The sequence below is a fragment of the Hyphococcus formosus genome (genome assembly GCF_046736345.1).
Taxonomy (GTDB): Bacteria; Pseudomonadota; Alphaproteobacteria; order Caulobacterales; family Parvularculaceae; genus Hyphococcus; species Hyphococcus formosus.
In genome coordinates this window covers 2,266,246-2,288,900 of record NZ_CP157210.1, presented here as the reverse complement: position 1 = coordinate 2,288,900, position 22,655 = coordinate 2,266,246, and the positions used below count along the sequence as shown (strand labels likewise).

The 22,655-nt window shown below is 54.4% G+C and carries 18 protein-coding genes; 12 read left to right on the top strand and 6 right to left on the bottom strand.

The genetic code is table 11. The annotated features are described in order from the left end of the window. Positions 1-19: 19 nt before the first annotated feature. Positions 20-643, bottom strand: coding sequence for a TetR/AcrR family transcriptional regulator (locus tag ABFZ83_RS10495; protein ID WP_411816503.1), 624 nt, complete (start codon positions 641-643; stop codon positions 20-22). A 159-nt stretch (positions 644-802) separates the two neighbouring features. Here ABFZ83_RS10495 and ABFZ83_RS10490 point away from each other — a divergent pair, with 159 nt between their 5' ends. Then, positions 803-2,719 carry a transglycosylase domain-containing protein gene (locus ABFZ83_RS10490; RefSeq protein WP_411816502.1) on the top strand — a complete coding sequence of 639 codons (1,917 nt, stop codon included), beginning with the start codon at positions 803-805 and terminating at the stop codon, positions 2,717-2,719. Here ABFZ83_RS10490 and ABFZ83_RS10485 read toward each other — a convergent pair. After that, a complete protein-coding gene (locus tag ABFZ83_RS10485; protein ID WP_411816501.1) occupies positions 2,708-3,442 on the bottom strand; it encodes a M48 family metallopeptidase in 735 nt (244 codons plus the stop codon). The genes ABFZ83_RS10490 and ABFZ83_RS10485 overlap by 12 nt on opposite strands. A 149-nt stretch (positions 3,443-3,591) precedes the next feature. Here ABFZ83_RS10485 and mutS point away from each other — a divergent pair, with 149 nt between their 5' ends. The 5 genes from mutS (at position 3,592) to trpS (ending at position 12,568) form a co-directional block, all read left to right on the top strand. Further along, positions 3,592-6,267: a DNA mismatch repair protein MutS gene (mutS, locus tag ABFZ83_RS10480; RefSeq protein ID WP_411816500.1), complete on the top strand. Its 2,676-nt coding sequence runs from the start codon at positions 3,592-3,594 to the stop codon at positions 6,265-6,267. A gap of 23 nt (positions 6,268-6,290) precedes the next feature. Then, positions 6,291-7,034, top strand: a complete 744-nt coding sequence (locus tag ABFZ83_RS10475; protein ID WP_411816499.1) for a tetratricopeptide repeat protein — start codon at positions 6,291-6,293, stop codon at positions 7,032-7,034. 97 nt (positions 7,035-7,131) lie between these two features. Then, positions 7,132-9,846 carry a [protein-PII] uridylyltransferase gene (glnD, locus tag ABFZ83_RS10470; RefSeq protein WP_411816498.1) on the top strand — a complete coding sequence of 905 codons (2,715 nt, stop codon included), beginning with the start codon at positions 7,132-7,134 and terminating at the stop codon, positions 9,844-9,846. Between the two features lie 56 nt (positions 9,847-9,902). After that, on the top strand, positions 9,903-11,492 hold the full coding sequence (murJ, locus tag ABFZ83_RS10465) for a murein biosynthesis integral membrane protein MurJ (RefSeq protein WP_411816497.1): 1,590 nt from the start codon (positions 9,903-9,905) through the stop codon (positions 11,490-11,492). A 47-nt stretch (positions 11,493-11,539) separates the two neighbouring features. Then, the gene (gene trpS / locus ABFZ83_RS10460; protein ID WP_411816496.1) at positions 11,540-12,568 is read left to right on the top strand and encodes a tryptophan--tRNA ligase; all 1,029 of its coding nucleotides are present in this window, start codon (positions 11,540-11,542) and stop codon (positions 12,566-12,568) included. 7 nt (positions 12,569-12,575) lie between these two features. Here the strand turns inward: trpS and ABFZ83_RS10455 are convergent, their stop codons facing one another. After that, entirely contained in the window at positions 12,576-13,844 is a 1,269-nt protein-coding gene (locus tag ABFZ83_RS10455) for a flavohemoglobin expression-modulating QEGLA motif protein (protein ID WP_411816495.1), read from the bottom strand. Positions 13,845-13,867: 23 nt separating this feature from the next. Continuing rightward, entirely contained in the window at positions 13,868-14,764 is an 897-nt protein-coding gene (locus ABFZ83_RS10450; RefSeq protein ID WP_411816494.1) for an isoaspartyl peptidase/L-asparaginase family protein, read from the bottom strand. Positions 14,765-14,874: 110 nt separating this feature from the next. Between ABFZ83_RS10450 and gpmA the strand changes: the two genes are divergently transcribed. After that, positions 14,875-15,597 (top strand): 2,3-diphosphoglycerate-dependent phosphoglycerate mutase, encoded by a 723-nt coding sequence (gene gpmA / locus ABFZ83_RS10445; RefSeq protein WP_411816493.1) that lies wholly within the window; start codon positions 14,875-14,877, stop codon positions 15,595-15,597. Between the two features lie 2 nt (positions 15,598-15,599). Here the strand turns inward: gpmA and ABFZ83_RS10440 are convergent, their stop codons facing one another. After that, the gene (locus tag ABFZ83_RS10440) at positions 15,600-15,929 is read right to left on the bottom strand and encodes a cell division protein ZapA (protein WP_411816492.1); all 330 of its coding nucleotides are present in this window, start codon (positions 15,927-15,929) and stop codon (positions 15,600-15,602) included. Next, positions 15,926-16,165, bottom strand: coding sequence for a hypothetical protein (locus ABFZ83_RS10435; protein WP_411816491.1), 240 nt, complete (start codon positions 16,163-16,165; stop codon positions 15,926-15,928). The genes ABFZ83_RS10440 and ABFZ83_RS10435 overlap by 4 nt, the downstream gene beginning before the upstream one ends. A gap of 163 nt (positions 16,166-16,328) precedes the next feature. On the opposite strand from ABFZ83_RS10435, the gene tkt reads away from it, so the two are divergent. The 5 genes from tkt to ABFZ83_RS10410 all read left to right on the top strand — a co-directional run bounded on the left by tkt (position 16,329) and on the right by ABFZ83_RS10410 (position 22,643). Then, positions 16,329-18,338 carry a transketolase gene (gene tkt, locus ABFZ83_RS10430; RefSeq protein WP_411816490.1) on the top strand — a complete coding sequence of 670 codons (2,010 nt, stop codon included), beginning with the start codon at positions 16,329-16,331 and terminating at the stop codon, positions 18,336-18,338. Between the two features lie 9 nt (positions 18,339-18,347). Beyond that, a complete protein-coding gene (gene gap, locus ABFZ83_RS10425) occupies positions 18,348-19,355 on the top strand; it encodes a type I glyceraldehyde-3-phosphate dehydrogenase (protein WP_411816489.1) in 1,008 nt (335 codons plus the stop codon). An 11-nt stretch (positions 19,356-19,366) separates the two neighbouring features. Continuing rightward, positions 19,367-20,563 (top strand): phosphoglycerate kinase, encoded by a 1,197-nt coding sequence (locus ABFZ83_RS10420; RefSeq protein ID WP_411816488.1) that lies wholly within the window; start codon positions 19,367-19,369, stop codon positions 20,561-20,563. A gap of 20 nt (positions 20,564-20,583) precedes the next feature. Next, on the top strand, positions 20,584-21,615 hold the full coding sequence (locus ABFZ83_RS10415; RefSeq protein ID WP_411816487.1) for a class I fructose-bisphosphate aldolase: 1,032 nt from the start codon (positions 20,584-20,586) through the stop codon (positions 21,613-21,615). Between the two features lie 146 nt (positions 21,616-21,761). Then, complete coding sequence (locus ABFZ83_RS10410; RefSeq protein WP_411816486.1) at positions 21,762-22,643, top strand: Coq4 family protein; 882 nt, start codon at positions 21,762-21,764, stop codon at positions 22,641-22,643. The last annotated feature ends 12 nt before the right edge of the window (positions 22,644-22,655 follow it).

Below are 22,655 nucleotides of genomic sequence, written 5' to 3'. Positions count from 1 at the left end.
GCGCGGGTTGCTTTGGCCGCTAATTCTTCGGGCTATAGATTTTGATGAATGCGGCGACGCCGTTTTCAACTTGATGATCGATGGCCGCATCAAGGTCGCTCGGCATATCCCCCATCAAGACGCGGGTATGAAGCGGTTCGGTGATTAATGCGCCAAGCTGCCAAATGGCGGCCTCTGGGTCATCAATTTCAAAATGCCCGCGCGCAGCCAGCCGCGCCAAGATGGGCGCGCATTCGGCCACCATAGAGGCGGGGCCATGTTCGATATAGGCTTTGCCGATTGCGGGTGTGCGTTCCGCTTCGAACGCAGCAATGCGCCGTAGCGAGAGGGCCTCGGGCTCGAGAATTCCTTTAACGAAAACACGGCTTAGGGCCCGAATTAATTCATCCGGCGGCAACGTATCTTCAATATCGCTGACATTGACCGGTAATAGATGCCGGCAGGTTTCGGTGATCGCAGCGCCGAATAACTCTTCTTTCGACCGGAAGCGGTTATAGACCGTTCGTTTGGAAACCCCTGCGGTCAAGGCAATCTGGTCCATGCTGGCCGCATCGAAACCGCGCGCAAGAAATGTGGTCCTCGCAGCATCGACGATCGCTGTGGTTTTCTCGTCTAAATCGTCCATGACTGCTACTTTCGCCATTCCTGGCCCCCTATTTTTTCTTTTGGGATCGCTTCGATCCGGCTCAAATCTAAAATTACAAATAAAAAGCGATTATGGCGCAATTTTCCCGGAAGCGAAATATCACTTTCTGGCCGGTCTATTTACCACTCGTTAACCACTAGATTCGAAGCATGATCTATGGTTCGAAAAAAGACGAAAACCAAAGCAAAACGCCGCCCAAAGGCGAAATCCCGTCGCCGGAATACGCGAAGGCGATCAACATCGCGTTTTGCTGCATTTGCACCATTCAGCCGCGCGGCCGCAGAGCTAAGCGTTTTCGCTTTTACCGGGCTAGTAATCTTTGCGGCGATTTTTGCCTATTTCGCCAGTGACCTTCCTGACACGGCGGAATTATGGCGCGAGGGCGATGGTCCGAAAATTACGCTGCTTGCCGCTGATGGTGCGCCGATCATGATGCATGGGGTGAGCCATGGTGCGCCGGTGAAGCTCGCTTCGCTGCCGCGCCACGTCCCTAATGCTGTGCTCGCCGTAGAGGACAGGAATTTCTACCATCATTTTGGGGCGAACCCCGTTTCAATCGTGCGTGCACTGATCGTAAATGCAAATGAAGGCTCTGTTCGTCAGGGCGGCTCGACCATAACACAACAGCTCGCCAAAAATGTCTTCTTGAGCGGTGAACGCACAATGAAGCGTAAGATTCAGGAGCTTATGCTATCGTTGTGGCTAGAGCATAAATTTCGCAAAGATGAAATTCTAACGCTTTATCTTAATCGCGTTTATTTTGGTGCTGGTGCTTATGGTATCGATGCTGCGAGCTATCGATATTTCGGAAAGTCCGCATCTAAACTAACGGTCGGAGAGGCGGCGGTTCTTGCAGGTCTTTTAAAGGCCCCTTCGCGTTATTCTCCAACGAGCAATCCCGATGACGCAGGCAAGCGTGGCCGACTGGTTATCGAGCAAATGGTGACCGCAGGTTTTTTAACGCGGCGCGAAGCGGACGCGGCGATTGCCGAACCTGTATTACTCGCGACGCCGCGATTTGAGGCGGCACCGTATTTCATCGATCATGTCATGCGCGAGGCACGGACCTTGTCGCAAAGTGTCGATGCCGATCTCATTATACGCACAACCTTTGATCCAAAGGTGCAGGCCGCTGCGGAAACAGGTCTTGTGGCCGGTTTGGCAATTTCTGGCGATGGGCTTGAGAATATTGAGGGCGCGGTTGTGGTTATGGATCGTGAGGGGGCGGTGCGCGCCATGATCGGCGGGCGCGATTACGGCCGTAGTCAATATAACCGAGCGACACAAGCAAAGCGGCAACCTGGGTCCGCCTTTAAGCCATTTGTCTATTTGGCCGCCATGTCGCGGGGCGAAATGGCAGACAGCATGATTATCGATGCGCCGGTACAAATCGGGAAATGGTCTCCCGGAAATTACAAAGACAAGTTTTATGGCGAGGTGACGCTACGCGAGGCGCTTGCGCGCTCGCTCAATAGTGCGGCGATCCGGTTGCAGGAGCGGGTTGGCCGAGGCTATGTTCGTGAAACTGCGCGAAATATGGGGTGGTCGGAGAGTTTAAATCCTGGTCCGTCTTTGGCGCTTGGGGTTGATGAAATTTCACCATTAAATCTCGCAGCGGCTTATGTGCCCTTTGCGAATGGCGGATTTCAGGTTGTGCCCCATGTCATTGACCGCATTGAAACCGCAGATGGTGATATTATTTTCCGCCGTACAGGAACCATTATTAGCGAAGCGGCGTCCCCAAGCGCGATTGCCGCCACCAATGACATGATGTTGAGCGTCACCGAATGGGGCACGGGCAAAGCCGCCAAGATTCCCGGTTATAAAGTCGCGGGCAAAACCGGCACTTCGCAAAATAGCAGAGATGCATGGTTCGCGGGCCACGCGGGCGGTCTCGTCGGCGTTGTCTGGCTAGGTCATGATAACAACGCACCAATGGACGGAATTACCGGTGGCCGCGCGCCTGCGATAATCTGGCGCGAAATGATGGCGCGCGCATTGCCACCGCCGGTCTATGTGATGCCGGAAAAGGCTCAAGATCCCATCGCGGCCTTGCTGCAATCATCCGGTTGAGCAAGGAACCCCATAGGTAAAAAGGGTTGGGCCCTCTTTATTCAGCCAATCCGCCGCTGCCCGGCAATCTACGCCAAGCGATTTCACAATCCGCCAAAAAGCCGGAGAATGATTGAGGTGGATCAAATGCGCGCATTCATGGGCGGCAACATAATCAATGATTTCTGGCGGCGCGAGAATCAGTCGCCACGAAAAAGACAATGACCCATCAGATGAACAAGAGCCCCATCTGGTTTTTGTATCACGGATCTGAATGCGTCCGCGCTTGCGGCCCAATTGCTCGCAATAATAATCGGCACGTTCCGTCAGGCGTATCCGCGCCTGTCGTTTGAGCCAGTCGGCAACCCGCCGGTTCAGGTGTTCAGGCCGCCCGCCAACGCGAATCGCCGGGATAAAATCATGATCCAGCCTGACGGCTCCGCGCCGGTTTTCGTCATTGATAATAATGTGATCGACACCAGCGAAAGGGATCGTCATCCCCGGAACAAATGGCCTGGCGCGCAATTGATCCTGAAGCTGGCTGGCAATCCATTCTACGCGCTCATGGGCGAAATTTATCGCCTGCGGCAATGCGCTTTTGCTCGGGGCGGTGACATGAATTTCCCCAGTTACAGGATCAACCTTCAATATCAATCGCTTGGCGCGGCGATTGACGCGCGCGATTAGTGGCGCAGCGCGCGCACCGATATTGATTTCCGTTCGGGTGATGTGGTTTACCGGCATTACAAATATATACTCACCCGATGCATACTTACCCGTTTGGTCGAAAGATCAATTTGTTTCAGCATCATCCGAGAAAACCAGCTTTCATCTGACGTTTATAAGGGTCTTTTCAAAATGTCTTTTTCAACGTCACCGATATTGATCTGCCGATGACAAAAGTAAAATCAAAGTCTGCGAATGAACCAACACCGATGATGGCACAATACCTTGCCATCAAGGAAACGGCACCGGATGCATTATTATTTTATCGCATGGGCGATTTTTATGAATTGTTTTTCGACGATGCCGTTATCGCCGCGGGGGCGCTTGATATTGCGCTGACCAAGCGTGGTCAACATGCCGGCGAAGCCATTCCCATGTGCGGTGTACCGTTCCACGCCTACGAAAACTATTTGGCCAAACTTATCCGCGCGGGCCACAAGGTTGCCATATGCGAACAAATGGAAAGCCCGGAAGAGGCAAAAAAACGCGGATCAAAATCTGTTGTAAAACGGGAAATCGTACGCACGGTTACGCCGGGCACAATTGTTGAAGACTCCCTTCTCGATTCGCGTTCCAATAATTTTCTGGCGGCCCTTGCGATTTTTCGCGATGGCGCAGAGGCGGCAATGGCTTGGGTTGATGTTTCGACCGGCGAAATCTCCGTGCGGGAAACAAATATAGATCGCATTGCTGCTGACCTTGCAGCGATCGCACCGAAAGAATTGGTTCTTCCAGACCTAGAAGACGATAATCCGTGGCGTGAATTGATAATGGGCCGCGATGTGACGCTCAGCCCTCAAGCGCCACATTATTTCGACTCGGCGGCCGGGCAGCGGCGCATCCTGGAGACCTATGAGGTGGCGTCGCTTGATGGGTTTGGTGAATTCACGCGGCCGGAATGCGGTGCGTTAGGGGCGCTGTTGGGTTATGTGGCCCTGACACAGGCAGGGCGCATCCCCGCACTCAATCCGCCGCGCCGCGCTGCATCGAATGAAGCGATGATTATCGATGCGGCAACGCGTGTCTCGCTAGAGTTATTGCAAACCCAATCGGGAGTGCGAAAAGGCTCATTGTTATGGGCGGTTGACCGGACGATTACCGGCGCTGGTGCGCGCCTATTGGCGGCGCGTTTATCGGCACCGCTGACAAATCTTGATGAGATTTCCGCGCGCCATGACGCAGTTAGTTTTTTCGAAAGTGCACGAGATTTAGGCGATAAAGTCCGTGGACTGCTGAAAGAAACGCCGGACGCAGCGCGTGCCCTCTCACGCCTTGGAGCTTTGCGGGGCGGTCCACGTGATCTCGCTGCTATTCGCGATGCGTTATTGAAAGCCCGCGAGATTGCGAAAGTTATTTCATCTGGTGCCAATGGGAATACATTGCCGCAAGAGTTGCAAAACGGTGTAATTGCGCTTGAGGATGCGCGGGGTAGCGGGTTTTCTCAATTGATCACGACGTTACGTGAAGCATTGAGCAATGAATTACCGATGCTCGCGCGGGATGGCGGGTTTATTGCGAAGGGGTTTGACCCCGGTCTTGATTCAGTTCGTATGCTGCGCGATGAATCGCGGCGCGTGATTGCCGGGCTGGAAGCTAACTATCGTGAGCTTGCTGGCGTCAAGGCGCTCAAGGTCCGGCATAATAACGTCCTTGGATATTTTGTTGAAACGCCGCCGACGCAGGGTGACAAACTCATGTCTGCGCCGCTCAATGAGACATTCATCCATCGTCAGACATTGGTCAGCGCTGTCCGCTTTAGTACGAACGAGCTGGCTGAACTTGACGCGAAAATCACACGGGCCCGGGATGAGGCGCAAGCGCGCGAATTGGAGCTGTTCGATAGCTTATGCGAGGCCGTGCTCGCACGGCGCGGCGAGATCTCGGCTGTTGCGGCGGCATTAGCTGAAATCGATGTTGCTGTTTCCGGCGCGACTTTAGCCGTCGAATTTGATTATACGCGTCCGGTAATCGATGACAGTCTCGCTTTTGAGATCAAGGGCGGCAGGCATCCGGTGGTCGAGCGATCCATTGATGAAGGCTTTATCGCGAATGATTGCGTGCTCGGGAATGGCGGTGATGCGCGCTTGTGGCTTGTTACCGGGCCGAATATGGCTGGTAAATCTACCTTCCTGCGCCAGAACGCGCTTATTGCCATCCTCGCGCAGGCGGGGCTTTATGTGCCCGCGGCCCGCGCCCATATCGGTGTTGTGGATCGCGTGTTCTCGCGTGTCGGGGCGTCAGACGATTTGGCCGGTGGCCGTTCGACCTTCATGGTTGAAATGGTTGAAACCGCCGCGATCCTTAATCAGGCTACGTCACATTCCTTGGTCGTGCTTGACGAGATCGGTCGCGGCACTTCGACCTTTGACGGTATGTCGATTGCGTGGGCTGCGGTTGAACATCTTCACGATACGAATCGTTGTCGCGGGTTGTTCGCGACGCATTATCATGAGCTGACCGCGTTATCGGAAAAACTGCATCGGTTGGATAACGTATCGATGAAGGTCCGGGAGTGGAAAGGGGATGTGGTCTTTTTGCATGAGGTCGGAACAGGCCCCGCTGATCGGTCTTATGGGGTGGCTGTTGCGCGGCTTGCTGGCTTGCCACCAAGTGCCGTCAAGCGCGCCGAGGTGATTCTAAAAATGCTGGAAGACAGGCGTCAGGAGGGCGGCTCGGTTTCCGATTTACCACTTTTTGCTGCGGCCGCAGAGCCAGCCGAAACCGAAATATCCGGAAATGATCCGTTAACAGACGCACTAGATGCGCTCAACCCAGATAATATGTCACCTAAGGATGCACTCGACGCGCTTTATAGGTTGAAATCTATCCTTGATGAGGTATAGGGCGGCCATTGCTGCGGGTGCGTATGCCCGCGTGTCAGTGGGACACCGAGATGAAAAACTGGATGACGACTGCATTGGCGGTCATCGCAGTATCGGCTACGTCGAGTAACGCAGCGTCTCCGGAATCGGGAAGCATGGCTCCGCGCTATGCTTCGGTTACCAAACTCGAATCACTCTCTGTCGATGAAGAAATCCGCCTCGGTGTTCGGGCCTATCGGGCAGGCGATTTCGAAACGGCGACGAACTATCTCGAAAAAGCGGCAATTGCGGGCGAAGTCAAAGCGCAGCGTTACCTTGGTTATGTGCTCCTTGAAGGGCCGCAAGCGACACCCGGCAAGCTGCGCTCCGGGGTAGAGCTGCTTAAGAATGCCGCGATTGCGGGTGATTATGCATCGCTCATCCGGCTCGAAGATCTACGCCGCAAAGGTTTGGCGCATAGTCCGACAATGGACGATATGGTCGAAATTGAAACGGCCCGCGCTGAGAATGGCGATCCCGTTGCGGCATGGCGTCTGGCTGGCCGCTATGAAAACGGCGAAGGGGTGATGCCCTCCGCTGAATTGACTGTGCGCTGGTTGGAAGTTTCAGCAATGGCTGAGACGACACGCTTCCCAAAGGCCGGCGAAGCGGCGTTTCGCCTGTGTGAAACATTCGCGTTAAATGCCGAGCAGCACGACCCGAAACGGGCTCGGGCATGGTGTGCAAAAGCGGCTGAGAACGGACATGCCGGTGCCGCGATTGTTTTGCGCCGCTTGGCGTCTCTGTAGTTCCTATCAGGGATTTCACATTGCGCGGTTGAAATTGTCGTGTCGTCGCGCGACAATAGAGTGAATCTTCAGCGCGCCACCCCGTATCGATTTATTTGTGACAATTAAACCGTCGGCTGACCCATCCACCCTCACAAGCGAAACGCTTGAAGAGGCGATTACTGCGGCAATGCTTGCGGATCGCGCAGGACAGGCGCATGGCGCAACGGGCAAGGTTTTAAAAAACGCAATCACCGACCTGCGAACAAAAACGATGCGCAATGCGGTGCGCGGCGACCGTATCGCGCGCAAATTATCGCGCGGGGTCGATGCGATTGTGCGGGCCCTCGTTCATAGTGGTGATGACACGATCAGCAATGATATTGCGGTCTGTGCTGTCGGCGGTTACGGGCGCTCGGAACTCGCACCCTATTCCGATATCGATTTATTGTTCCTGCACCGGCCGCAGGTCGAAACCCAATTGCGTGATACGCTGAACCAGCTTCTTTATCCGTTGTGGGACTCCGGCGTGAAGTTGGGTTATGCCGCCCATACACCGAAAAGTGCAGTTGATTTCTGTAAAGAAGATATTGTCGCTCGAACGGCATTTCTGGACGCGCGGTTCCTTTGTGGAGCGCGCGAAATTTATGACGAATTTCATGTCGGTTACGACAAGCTGCGCAAGCGAACGATCCCGGAATTCGTCACGGCAAAACTCGAAGAACAGAACGAGCGCCAAGCCAAACAATTCGAGACTCGCTATTTGGTCGAGCCTGATCTGAAGGAAGGCAAGGGCGGCTTGCGCGACCTTCAGACAATCCGCTGGATTTATAAATATGCCTATGGGGATGCTGTCCAGACCAATGCCGCGATGGATAAGGTCATGGGCGCGGCCGAACGTCAGGCGATTGTCAAAGCGGAACGCTTTTTGTGGTCAGTGCGGGCGCATCTGCATGATATGCGGGGCCGTGCGGATGAGAAATTGTCATTCGATGTGCAGCCCGAAATCGCCGCGCGTCTGAATTATGCAGACCGGAAAAATATGACCGCGGCGGAGCGGTTGATGAAACACTATTTCGTCAACGCGGTTGAAGTGGGCCGGTTGACGCGTGTTTTATGTGCGCGGCTCGAAGAGGAGCGAACAAAGCGTCTGCCGCGTTTGCCGAAAATGTTGCCGCGCGCGCTGCAACAGGATGAAGCGCCGGGTCGCCCTAATCTTCGTATTCGTAATGGCCGGTTAGATTTCGAAAACCCCTCGCGCGCCCGAAGCGCGCCGCGCGATATGTTCCGGTTGTTTCGCGCTTATGGCAAACAGCCGAAAATTGACTTTCACCCCGATGCGCTTGCAATTGTCACGGAGCAACTTTCGAGTGTTACGCTTGCGGTGCGCCGAGATCCGATCATCGCAAAACTGTTCTCGGGTATATTGACTGATTCCGTCGATCCCGTCCGTGTACTGCGAATTATGACAGAGACCGGCTTGTTGGGAAAATACATACCGACTTTCGGATTAATCGTTGGGCGCATTGATTATGGGTTATATCGGCGGTTTACGCTTGACGAACATGTTTTGCGATGCGTTGGTCTGATCTCCGATATTTACCGAAACAAACTGGATATCGATCACCCCATCGCGACGCAAATCGTTCGCAACGCCGAAAATCCGATGGTCTTTTTCATCGGCGTATTATTGCATGAAGCGCGATGGTCACTCAAAGAGAAGTCCGTAACGGCGTGTGAAAAGCTGGTCACGCGGGTCTCTAAGCGCCTTGGCATGAGTGACGATGAAGCATCATTGATCGGATGGGCGGCGGCGCGCCATTTGATGTTGGTTCGAACAGCTGAGCGGCGAAACCTGACTGAGAGCCACGCTATATCCGCCTTCGCACAATCGGTCGGTACGCGTGAACGTCTGGATATGATGCTGGTGATCTCAGTGTGCCATTTGCGCGTGGTCGGCGTCCAATCTTGGGACGAGATGACCAAACGCCGTCTGTCAGAACTTTATGACGGCGCGGCATTATGGTTTGAGCATGGCGAAAAGGCGCTCGAGCAAAAGCTCGATGATCGATCTGTCCTTGTACGTCGTGAAGCAGACGCGCGTCTGGTTGGCTGGCCTGAGCGTGACAAGAAAGCATTTCTGGAGCGCTTGGACGATTCCATGATGCGCATGCTCGATCCGGAAATCATTGTTCGATTTGCAATGCTTGCCCGTGCCGCCGAACGGGATGCGGCCAATAGCGCTGTTGTCGCGACGCCCCGCGATGGTGACCTTGAGGCGATTGTCTATACCGATGACAGACCGGGCCTATTGGCGGATCTCGCGGGCGCGGTCGCCTCTACCGGTATGAGCGTCAGAACGGTGCAGGCGTTGACGACCGCGGACGGGAAAGCGATCGATATTTTTATCATTCAATCGCCCGATGGCGTGCCGGTCGAAGATATCGAACAGACACGGCGTCTTCATGGTGCGTTATTAAAAGCCGCTTCGACGCATCCGGAACAGCCGCCAAAATTACGCCGCCGTATGGGCGACCGGCGGCAGATTTTCACCGTCGAGCCCGGTGTGCGGATCGAGCCAGATGCTTCGGAAGAAGCAACCGTGATCGAAGCCGAAGGGCTCGACCGGCCGGGGCTTTTGTATGAATTGACCGGTGCCCTGGCCGATGCCGGCGCGATTATCATCTCTTCCCATATTTCGACATATGGCGAACGCGCGGTGGACGCATTTTACCTTCAGGATCGCAGCGGCAAGAAATTAACCGATCCTGAAACCCTTGCGCATATCGAAAAGACTCTATTCGAGGTGCTTACGGCTAGCTCAGAGGCGTAAACCCCATTAAGCGTCAAGATCGGGCTTCGCCAAAGAAGAACCCCAAAAGAGAATCGATGAGCAGCAAAATATTCAAATCACTGGCGACTGTGAGCGGCATGACCATGCTCAGCCGGGTGCTGGGTTTTGTCCGCCAGATTTTGATGGCGGGGATCATTGGTGCCGGCGGTAACCCGGTCGCCGATGCGTTTTGGGCGGCGTTTCGTCTGCCCAATATGTTCCGCCGCCTCTTTGCGGAAGGTGCTTTTCACGCCGCCTTCATTCCGATGTTTCAGGGCCGAAAGGTCGATGGCGGCCAGGAAGAGGCAAAGCAATTTGCCGAAGAGGTCTTGGCGGGGCTAATCTTTATACTGACGCTCTTAACCGCGCTTGTCCAAATTGCGGCACCTGTTTTCGTGTTTATGATTGCCTCCGGATTCGAAGATGATCCGGAAAAATTTGCCCTCACGACGCTCTATACTCGGATCATGTTCCCTTATCTCATGATGATGTCGCTTGTTGGGCTTTATAGCGGTATCCTGAATTCACTGGGCCGGTTCGCGGCCTCTGCTGGTGCGCCACTTGCGCTTAATGTCTGCCTGATCACCGCGATCCTTTTATATGCAAATGCCGATGTCGAAGTCTCGGGCATGGCTGCGTCATGGGGCGTATTCGCTGGCGGTCTTGTCCAACTGGCGATTTTGTTATTCGGCGCATCGCGTCAGGGATTTTTACTCAGGCTCCGCATGCCGCGATTAACCCCGTCACTAAAGCGCTTATTCGCACTCGGCGCGCCGGGCTTCATCAGTGCGGGCGCAGTACAAATCAATCTCATCATTGGTACCAATATCGCCAGTCAGGAGCCGGGCGCGGTCTCTTGGCTAATGAATGCAGATCAGCTTTATCAATTGCCGTTGGCGGTCATTGGAATCGCGCTTGGGATCGTTTTGCTTCCAATGCTTTCTGAACGGGTCAAAGCCGGTGACGAAAAAGGCGCGGCCCGCGCGCTTAATCGGTCGCTCGAATTGTCTGCACTCCTAGTGATCCCGGCGGCGGCGGCGTTTCTCGTCATGAGCGAACCTATTTGTGATGCATTGTTTCGCGGGATTGCCGCTGATGCGCTTTCTATTTTTGGCGTCAAGCGCTCGGCCTTTACGCCCCATGATGTTGCGATGACCGGTGCGGCGCTCGCGATTTTTGGTGCGGGACTTCCGGCATTTGTCTGGCACAAAATCTTCTCGCCCGCGTTCTTTGCGCGAGAGGACACAAAAACACCGATGAATTACGCGCTGATCTCTATCGGGGTGAATACCGGACTGGCATTGGCGCTATTCCCGATTTTTGGTTTTCTCGCCGTTGCGGTCGCGACCGTGCTTGCAGCCTGGATTCAGGTGGGTTTGTTGGTGCAACGTCTTTACCGCTTGGGGCTTTTCAAACCAGGGCTTCGCCTCTTTAGCCGCCTGGCGCGCGTGATCGCGGCATCGGCGGGGATGGCGGCATTCCTTTGGTGGGCGCTTGCGCAGTTGCCCACGCTCGGCGCTTATGTCTGGAACCGCGAATGGGTTGCGGTTCTCCTGATCGCTGGGGCCGGGTTGGCGGTATATGGCGTGCTCGCCCTCATACTTGGCGCCGCGCGGCTATCCGACTACAAGACAGTCGCTAAGTAACCTGCGGTATCACTGCCGCAATCAAATCATCCCAAAAGAGTAGTCACATGAGCGGTTATCAAGGTCCAACGCGTGTATTTTCCGGTATTCAGCCATCAGGCGGAATGCATCTCGGAAATTATCTCGGCGCAATTCGTAAATTCGTAGATTTGCAGCATGAATATGATTGCCATTTCTGCGTTGTGAACATGCACGCGATCACCGTCTGGCAAGACCCTCAGAAATTGCTTGAGCAAACCATGCATATCGCTGCGGCCTATCTGGCCGCGGGCGTCGATCCAGAAAAAGCGGTTGTCTTCCACCAGTCGGGCGTTCGGGCCCATGCTGAGCTAGCGTGGATTTTGAATTGTGTCGCGCGTGTTGGCTGGGTGAACCGTATGACCCAGTTCAAGGACAAGGCCGGCAAGGACGCAGAGCGTGCATCGGTCGGACTTTATACCTATCCGGTTTTGATGGCGGCTGATATTTTGGCCTATAAGGCGACGCATGTGCCGGTGGGCGAAGATCAAAAGCAACATCTTGAACTCGCGCGCGACATCGCGGCCAAGTTCAATCATGATTACGAAAAGCCGGATTTCTTCCCGCAGCCTGAACCCTTGATCAAGGGGCAGTTCGGTGAAACCGGTGCACGGATCATGTCCTTGCGCGACGGCACCATGAAGATGTCAAAATCAAATCCGTCGGAAAATTCCTGCATTTACCTGACCGATGAAGCCGAACTGATCGCGAAGAAAATCAAGAAGGCGAAATCCGATCCGGAACCCTTGCCGACTGAGCCTGATGGCCTTGAAGGGCGTCCGGAGGCGAAAAACCTTGTGGGTATTTTTGCGACGCTTTCCGGCAAGTCCGAAGCCGACGTCCTGGCCGAATTTGGCGGGCAGGGTTTTGGCGTTTTCAAGCCGGCGCTTGCGGACCTTGTGGTCGAAAAAATATCGCCGATCAGCGAAGAGATGCGCCGGTTGGAAAATGACCCGGCTTATCTGCAAGGCATCTTGCGCAAAGGGGCCGAGCGGGCGAGTGAGGTCACCGAACCCATCCTGAAAGAAGTCAAAGAGATTGTTGGCTATCTCGTTTGATAACGGACTATGATCTGAAAAGCGTTTCATAGCGTTCTGCGACGCTTTTCAGATCGATCTCGTTCAGGAACGTCGAATAGGCGAGATAGGACAATAAATATCTGAGGTCCGTTGCCCATGGCGGCAAATATTTCGGCTCCGCCAATAGGCCTGCATCGCGCAGGAACTTCATTGCGCCGAGATCCTCAAGGTCAATCTTTCCTGCAAATAAAAGCCGTATAAAGGCGGGATCGCCCGCGCGAACCGCCGTACGCAGATAATTATGTACTTCCAATAGGCCCTGAAGGTAAATCGAATCCTTGGTGAAGGGACCACCCCCATTCACAAGCCCACCACGAACGACACGGCGCGCACTTTCAAACGCTTCGAATGGCGCATCCTTGTCGCCTTGCTCGCGGAAATAGGTGTATAGATCAAGGAAATCCGCGCCCTCTGCCGACATATTGATGGCGATTACCCGGTCGGCAAGCCGCTTGAACCGACGCGGATCGAGCGAGCCAGAAATAAACTCCGCAAAGACCGCCAAACCTTCTTGGGTGCGCGCATTGCCGGGATAGGATTCACCTAATATCGGAAAATGCGGTTGCGCCGCGCCATTAAATCCCGTTGCGATATGCACTAATGCTTCGTGCTGCAGAAGCTGCGACTCATCGAGATCGGAAAAATGCGCGTCTGCGCGCAGCTTGATGTAATCACGCCCAGCAGCCGCTTTCGCAGAAACATTCCGGGTGATCTCGACGCGCGGGGCGGCGTCCCCGAAATGCTCCGGCAGGGCCTTATCGAGATGTGCTTTTAATTCCTGCGGCGTCAGCTTTTCCGGCGGCTGCAGATTCTGGGAGGACGCATCAAATTCCGAAAGCAAATTGTCGAGCCGACGCGCAAATTCAAGGGCCGTAGACTTGCCGTCCGCAACTGGCGATGTGGGGCCGCCATAAAGCGCGCGGGAATGGCCGTGAAATAAGGGCGTGCCAACAACACTCAACAATAGTGCTGTTTCTTCGGTGATATCTGCAAAGCGATGCAGCCAATGATGAACTTCACTGTCGCCATTGATTAACGCCCGCGCCTGAAAGACAAGCGCCAATGACGGATCGGGATCGACTTTATTATAAACGGGTTTTGGCGGTTCTTTCTCTCCGCTTTTGAAAAACTGATCCGCAAGCGAACGGTCCCAGCTCAGCGTGCGCAACACCGGCAGGCGCGATTCCGCTTCTTGCAAAATTGCAGCCGCCTTTTTTAGCTTTTCAAATTCCGCATCGCTAAATGGTGATTTCATGTATGAACCCGTTCACGCGAGGATTAAAACGTCGCGGAGAATATTTCCTGATTTGGGCCAAAGCCGGCGCGTTTCATGCCGTCAGAATTCCACGCAAATGCGACATTACCGTCTCGAGATACGGCAATCACACCGCCATCGCCGCCAAGCCGCGCAACGTCTTTGATAAGACCCGCTGTTGCCTGATTAAGATCCGCCCCCTGATAGCGCACGCGGCTGGCCACATCTTGCGCCCCGCCAGCGAGGATAAAATATTCGCCAAGCCCAGTGCAGGACGCGCCGACAAATTCATCCGCCCATGTGCCAGAACCAACAAGCGGCGTGTCGCCAACCCGGCCTTCAAGTTTTCCAAAGACACCGCCGGTTGACGTGCCCGCCGCGATCCGTCCATCCGCATCAAGGGCGACAGCGCCAACGGTGCCGTGGCCAAGCTCTGCGCTGGTCATTTCGTTCGGGTCGATCCCGATCGGCACCACATAATACGCATCCGGATCATTGATAAATTCAAAATCATGCGCATGACAGAAATTTTCCGCGCCGCGCCCGGCCAGCATCACATGGGGTGTTTTATCCATGACCGCGCGAGCAGCGGCGATTGGGTTTTTCAAATGTTTGACTGCAGCGACCGAACCGGCTTTGCGCGAAAACGTGCCCGACTCGCAGGCCATGATCGACGCATCAAGCTCGGCATATCCAGCCTTGTTCGGGGCGGCACCGCGCCCGGCAATGTAATAGCCCGAGGCTTCCATATCCGTGACCAGCGCCTCGACGACGTCGATGGCCGGCGTGCCTTTGGTCAATAGTGCTTCGCCTTTTTTGGTCAGTTCAAGCAGATGGGCCTCGGCTTTGGAATAATCCCGCCCGGCGCGCGCGCCTGCGCCACCATGAAGAGCGAGAGCGACTTTTGGCTGTTTGGTCATTTTTGCACCTTGAAATCCATTTCGCCGCTCTTCTACGACCGATGTCATGTCTAGCCAACGGGCAAGCGAGCTTTTATGAGGGCGCAAGAATTAATTCTCAGGAGATTGTGATGGCCCGCCTCGCCCTTATTCGACATGGACAAAGTCAGTGGAACCTTGAAAACCGCTTCACCGGTTGGGTGGATGTTGATCTGACGGAAAAAGGTACGGCAGAGGCGCATAAGGCCGGGATTTTGCTACGGGAAACCGGGATCGAATTTTCGGCCTGTTACACCTCGGTGCAAAAGCGCGCCATCCGGACTTTGTGGATTGCGCTTGATGAGATGGACCGGATGTGGCTGCCCGTGACGCGGGCATGGCAGCTCAATGAGCGCCATTATGGCGGGCTCACGGGGCTCAACAAAGCGGAAACAGCCGAAAAGCATGGTGAAGATCAGGTGAAGATCTGGCGCCGTTCTTACGACACCCCGCCACCACCACTTGAGGCGGGAAGCGAATTCGATCTGTCGAATGACCTGAGATACAAACATTACGGCGTAGATGTGCCGCAATCAGAATCGCTCAAACTCACGCTAGAGCGCGTACAGCCTTATTTCGAAAAAGAAATCGCCCCGCGCATCAAAAACGACGAATCGCTCGTGATCGCGGCGCACGGGAATTCTTTGCGGGCCTTGGTCAAAATCCTGTTTGATGTTTCTGACGATGAAATCGTCAATGTGGAAATCCCGACCGGCAATCCGCTATTGATTGAAACCGCTGAAAAATCTCTGAGCCCGGTTTCCGCACGCTATCTCGACGAAGCGCGGGCAACCGCCTTACCGCCGATTAAATAGCGTTAAGCATCTTCAAGGCGGTCGGCGATTTCCTTGACCCGGTTGGCCGCGGCCTCAATAGCGCGGCTGGCCCCGCCGATTGTATCATCGTCCAGCGCTTCGGACGCGCCTTCGAGGTCGTCGGCGCGTTCGCGCGCTTCAAATAGCTCGTCGCAGATTGTAAGCGCCGCAAGCAGCATCAGCCGCGCATCGCCAATCTGGCCCAAATCCGCTGACATCGAAGAAACCCGGCTATCAAGATAGCTCGCAAGCTTGGTCAGGCGTTCTTCCTGACCTTCTTCGCATGTGACGCGGTAATCGCGTCCGTTGACGTTAATTTCCACCTGACTCATGAAGTACCGCCTTTTTTGGCTTCATCGGCCTCTAAGATGGCTTTGAGGTCGCTAATCGCCGCGCCAATTTCGCGGCTGGCATTCTCTGTCTGCTCTCGCGCGGCGCTGGCCTGTCGCTTGGCGGCGCTGATCGTTTCGTCATTGGCGGCCAGATCGTCAAGGCGACCGTCCAGCTTCGATTCGAGCGCTTCGAGCGCATCAGCAAGATTTCGCACGGCTTTTTCTAGAACTGTCATTAGGAACCCTAAAAGCTATCCCGTTGCATATCGCGTCAATTTGGCCCTCAGCGCTGATTCTGTCCACCCATGACCGGCCTAGTCTTGACCCTTTCCGTGCGGCGATGCATGAAGCCCGCGATTACTCCGTGTTTTATTTGAATATTTATTGAGGGTTTCCCGCATGACAGATGCCGGCACTTCGCCGTCAGTACCAACCCAGGAGGCCAAAACCATGGCCCCTCAAATGGCCAACGCGATCCGCGCGCTTTCGATGGACGCTGTCGAAAAGGCAAAATCCGGCCATCCGGGCATGCCAATGGGCATGGCGGATGTCGCGACCGTATTATTTACGCGATTTATGAAATTTGACGCCAGCGCGCCGAATTGGCCCGACCGGGACCGTTTTGTGCTGTCCGCTGGCCATGGCTCCATGCTGGTTTATTCGCTGGGCTATCTGCTCGGTTATGACGGCATGACCATCGAGGAAATCAAGAATTTCCGCCAGCTGGGTGCGAAAACCGCAGGCCACCCGGAATACGGGCACGCCCCCGCCGTTGAGACGACGACCGGACCACTCGGCCAAGGGCTTGCGAATGCTGTCGGCATGGCGCTGGGCGAAGCGCATCTCGCCGCGCGTTTTGGCGATGATGTGGTCGATCACCATACTTATGTGATTGCTGGCGATGGCTGCCTTATGGAAGGTATCAGCCAGGAAGCAATCTCACTGGCCGGACATTTAAAACTCCGTAAGCTGATCGTTCTTTGGGACGACAATAACATCTCGATTGATGGTCCAATCTCAATTTCCGATTCAACCGATCAATTGGCGCGTTTTCAGGCAAGCGGCTGGGCGACTTTGCGCGTAGACGGGCATGACCCTGAAGCGATCGCCGAGGCCATCGAGAAGGCGAAAAATTCTGACCGGCCAACCTTGATCGCCTGCCGTACGGTCATCGGTTATGGCTCGCCAAATAAAGGCGGGACATCTGCAACCCATGGTGCGCCACTTGGTGGCGATGAGATCGCGGCGACCCGCGAGGCACTGAATTGGCCGCATGCGCCATTTGAAATTCCTGAGGATATTCTTTCGCAATGGCGTGCCGCCGGTACGCGCGGCGCAGAAACGCGTCAGGCGTGGGAAGAGCGGATCGCGAAAAGTCCGAATTGCGAAGCTTTCAAAACCGCGATGGCAGGCGATTATGCGGGTGTTTTGACACCAGCGATCAACGAATACAAGAAAGGCCTCGCTGCTGAGCCGCAAAAACTTGCGACCCGGAAAGCATCTGAATTGGCGCTGAATGTCGTTAATGATGTTGTGGGCGAGACGATTGGCGGGTCTGCCGACCTGACCGGATCGAACAACACCAAGACAAAAAATCTCGAAGTGTTATCGGCGGATAATTATGCCGGGCGTTATGTCAATTATGGCATTCGCGAACACGGTATGGCCGCGGCGATGAATGGTCTGGCGCTTCATGGTGGCGTCGTGCCTTATGCCGGCACATTTATGGTGTTCACGGATTATTGCCGCCCGTCGATTCGCCTGTCGGCGTTAATGGGCATTCGGGTGGTCTATGTCATGACCCACGATTCAATTGGCCTTGGTGAAGATGGTCCAACGCACCAGCCGGTTGAACATCTGGCCGCGATTCGGGCGATCCCTAATCTCAATGTTTATCGCCCATGCGATGGCGTTGAAACCGCTGAGTGCTGGGAATTGTCGCTCAAGACAATTGCAACGCCGTCAATCATTACGTTGACCCGTCAGGGGCTTGCGCAAGCGCGGCTTGAGCACACAGACGAAAATCTGTCTGCACGTGGTGCCTATGTTATTGCGGGTGACGACGATTATGATGTGACGCTCGTTGCGTCAGGGTCTGAAGTTTCATTGGCGATCGAAGCGCGCGAAACCCTTGCAAAAGACGGCGTCAAAGCGCGTGTCGTTTCTGCGCCATGTTTTGAATTGTTTGCAAACCAACCTGAGAGCTATCGCGCTGAAATTCTGGGCGATAAACCGCGGATCGGCATTGAAGCGGCGATCCGTCAGGGATGGGACATCTTCTTGGGACCGAATGACAGCTTTATCGGCATGTCGAGCTTCGGCGCGTCGGCCCCGGCGAATGAGCTATTTGAGCATTTCGGAATTACAGTGTCGGCAGTCGTCACTGAGGCAAAACGGTTGATTGGTTAGGAGAAAACAATGGCGCTTAAAATTGCAATTAATGGCTTTGGACGGATTGGGCGTCTCGCGCTTCGGTCTATTGTTGAGAATGGTCGCAAAGGCGTTGACGTTGTTGCGATCAACGATCTCGGCCCGGTCGAAACGAATGCACATCTAGTTCAGTATGACTCCGTGCACGGTCGTTTCCCGAACGAAGTCAAAGTGCGCAACGACACGATTGATGTCGGTCTTGGCCCGATTAAAGTATTCGCAGAACGCGATCCAGCAAACTTGCCTTGGGGCGAACTAGGTGTTGACATTGTTTATGAATGCACCGGGCTTTTCACGGCGAAAGAAAAAGCTGAGATGCACCTTAAAGCTGGTGCGAAGCGCGTTCTTGTTTCTGCGCCAGCATCAGGCGATCTGAAAACCATTGTTTTCGGTGTTAATCACGGCAACTTGACGGCAGAAGACCTCGTTGTTTCAAACGCGTCTTGCACAACAAACTGCCTTGGTCCTGTTGCTAAAGTATTGAACGACACAGTCGGTATCGAGCGTGGTTACATGACCACAATTCACTCCTATACGGGTGACCAGCCTACGCTCGACACGATGCACAAGGATCTCTATCGCGCGCGCGCCGCTGCGATGAACATGATCCCGACCTCAACCGGTGCAGCAAAGGCTCTCGGATTGGTGTTGCCTGAGCTTGCTGGCAAGCTCGACGGATCGTCTGTTCGCGTGCCGACGGCTAATGTTTCAGTTGTTGACCTTGTATTCACGCCATCGCGCGACACGACGGTCGAAGAAATTAACAATGCCATCGTCGAAGCGGCGGACGGCAAGCTGAAAGGCGTTCTTGGATACACCGATAAGCCGCTTGTCTCATCAGACTTCAATCATGATCCGCATTCATCGACCTTTGCTTTGCCACAAACGCAGATCATCGATGGTAAGTTGGTTCGTATTCTGACTTGGTACGACAATGAGTGGGGCTTCTCTACGCGGATGACCGACACGGCCCTCGAAATGGCACGTTACCTTTAAGGGGATAGATCATGGCACGTTATCGTTCACTTGATGATATGGATGTCGCTGGCAAGCGGGTTCTTGTCCGGGTCGACTTTAACGTGCCAATGAAGGATGGCGTTATCGGCGATGCCACGCGCATCGAGCGGGCAATGCCAACCATACAGGAACTGTCAAAAAAGGGTGCCAAAGTGATTTTGCTTTCTCACTTTGGCCGTCCCAAAGGCAGCCCGAACGAGGAAATGTCGCTCAAACCGGTGGCGAAAGCACTGGGCGATATGTTGGGCGGTCCTGTCGATTTCGCTGAAGACTGTGTGGGTGATGCAGCGAAAAAAACCGTGAAGGCCATGCTTGATGGCGATGTGGCGGTTCTTGAGAACACCCGGTTTCATGCCGGTGAAGAAAGCAATGATCCGGAATTTGCAAAAGCGTTAGCGGAGAATGGCGACATTTATGTCAATGACGCATTTTCTGCGGCGCATCGCGCGCATGCCTCGACCGAAGGGGTTGCGCGTCTCTTGCCTGCGGCGGCTGGCCGGGCAATGGAGCGCGAGCTTGACTATCTGAAAGCGGCTTTGGCCGAACCGGTTCGCCCAATGATGGCGGTTGTCGGCGGCGCAAAGGTCTCAACAAAGATCGAGCTATTGCTGAACCTTGTCGGCAAGGCAGATATTCTCGTTGTCGGCGGCGGCATGGCGAACACCTTTATGTTTGCAAAAGGCATCAGCGTCGGAAAATCACTTTGTGAGCCTGACCTTGCGGATACAGCACGGGAAATCATGACGCAGGCGGAGAAATCCGGTTGTGAGATTGTCCTGCCTCTTGATGTGGTTGTCGCAAAAGAATTCAAAGAGGGCGCGGACCGCGAGGTCGTTGCGGCAAATGCAGTCCCTGCGGACGAGATGATACTCGATCTTGGGCCTGAGACCGTTAATCTGATTGCGGATAAAATCGACACTGCCAAAACGGTCGTGTGGAATGGCCCGCTGGGTGCGTTTGAAATCAGGCCGTTTGATACGGCGACCGTCGAAGCCGCGCGATATGCGGCAAAGCGGGTGAAGTCAGATGAATTGGTAGCGGTCGCCGGGGGCGGCGATACGGTTGCCGCTTTGGTGCATGCTGGTGTTGAAGACGATTTCACCTATGTCTCGACTGCCGGGGGTGCCTTTCTTGAATGGCTCGAAGGCAAGACATTGCCGGGCGTTGCCGCACTTGAAGCTGAATAGGTTAAATTAGGGAAGTGGTTATGAACCTTGTGGAACTGAACAAAATTGCCAATGCGATGGTTGCGCCGGGCAAGGGCATCTTGGCCGCCGACGAGTCATCGGGAACAATTAAAAAGCGCTTCGATTCAATCAATGTTGAATCAACCGAAGACGCACGCCGCGATTACCGCGAGATGTTGTTCCGCACCACCGAAGCCATGGAAAATCACATCTCTGGTGTGATCCTTTTTGACGAGACCATTCGTCAAAAGGCGGAAGACGGAACGCCGCTTGTTAAATTGATTCAAGACGCTGGCGCGATCCCGGGCATCAAAGTCGACAAAGGCGCGCAAGATCTCGCAGGTGCGCCGGGTGAAAAAATCACCGAAGGGCTCGACGGACTTCGGGCGCGGCTCAATGAATATTACGAGCTTGGTGCGCGCTTTGCGAAATGGCGCGCCGTGATAGATATCGCGGGCAATGAAATTCCATCAGGCTACTGCATTTCGACAAACGCCCATGCGCTTGCGCGTTATGCTGCGCTTTGTCAGGAAGCGAATATTGTTCCGATCGTTGAGCCGGAAGTCTTGATGGATGGCGATCACGATATTGATCGGTGTTACGAGGTTACTGAGTTCACGCTCAAAACTCTTTTTGATGAGTTATATGCCCAAGACGTCGCGCTAGAAGGAACTATCCTCAAGCCGAATATGGTGATCTCTGGCAAGAAATGCCCTGAGCAAGCAAGCGTTGCGGAAGTTGCGGAAATGACGGTGCGTTGTTTCCGTCAGGCTGTGCCCGCGGCTTTGCCGGGTATTGTCTTCCTGTCTGGTGGCCAGTCAGATGTTGAAGCGACCGCGCACCTTAATGCGATGAATGAGCAGTTTGCCGATCAAATGCCTTGGGCGCTTTCATTCTCTTATGGGCGCGCACTTCAGGCGGCACCGCTGAAAGCGTGGGGCGGAAAGGCCGAAAATGTTCCTGCAGCGCAAGCAGCCTTCAACCACCGCGCAAAAATGAACGGCCTCGCGCAATTGGGCGAATGGTCGGATGGCCTCGAAAACGCGTCCTAATCCGACCAATTTTAAGCAAATTAAGAGCCCGGTAAGTTTTGCCGGGCTTTTTTATTGTCGCGCCCTTGAAATATTATCCGTTGAGGGCAAAATCAGTTAGGTAAACTGGTTAGTGTAATAATATCTCATCACAGGCAGGCCATGAAATGACCCAAGTCCTAGAGCCGCAAGAACAAACACAGCAAGAAAAGGCAGCTGTTGAAGTCCCGCCTGAAGAAATTGTCTGGAAGAATGGTTTTCCGCTGCCGCCGCAATCGCCAATTCGGCCCTGGCATGCGTTTATTTCTGTGTTGCGGTTAGTCCGGAACAAAGAGGACACGCGCCAGGTGTTTGAAGTCATGCAGGCTTTGTCGGGGCGGTTCGGGCACGAATTATTCGAGCGCTTCACCAATACCGAATATGGCCGCCGGGTTGTGACCGAGCCGGTAAAGCTGGAAAAGCTGCTCGGTGACCGCGAACGGCTTCGTCGATATCCCGAAGGAAGTTTGGGGCGCACCTATCTCGCCTTTATGGAAGGGGAAGATCTCACGCCAGAAGGTTTGTTGGACGCCGCCGAAGAAGCGGGCATCGATTTTAAGGGCGAAACTCAGTTCCCGGAATATCGCCGCCTGTTTCTTCATCTCGATGTTAGTCATGATTTATGGCATGTCCTGACCGGTTATGGTCGCGATTCCTTAGGCGAGCTTTGCAATCTGGTGTATACGCGCCAGCAAACGAATAATCCGGGTTTTAAATTGATCGTGATGATCGGTTTCCTCGCACAAAAGCTCGAAGAACCTTTGCAGCCAATTCAAAAAGCGCTCGCAGAAGCCAAACGCAATGCCCGCAAGTCGGAATGGGTTCTTGGCTATGATGTCGAGGCATTATTGCCGCTCCCGCTTGCGGAAGCGCGTGCGAAACTCGGCATTGGCGAGCCAAAAATCTATAACGCGATCCCCGATGAGATTAAGCGTAATCTCTTAAAGCCCAAAGTGACGCAAACGCAGACCGAACGCGAACGCGGTCGGGCCGCACAATCGCCGGCGTAATATCAAAAAAAT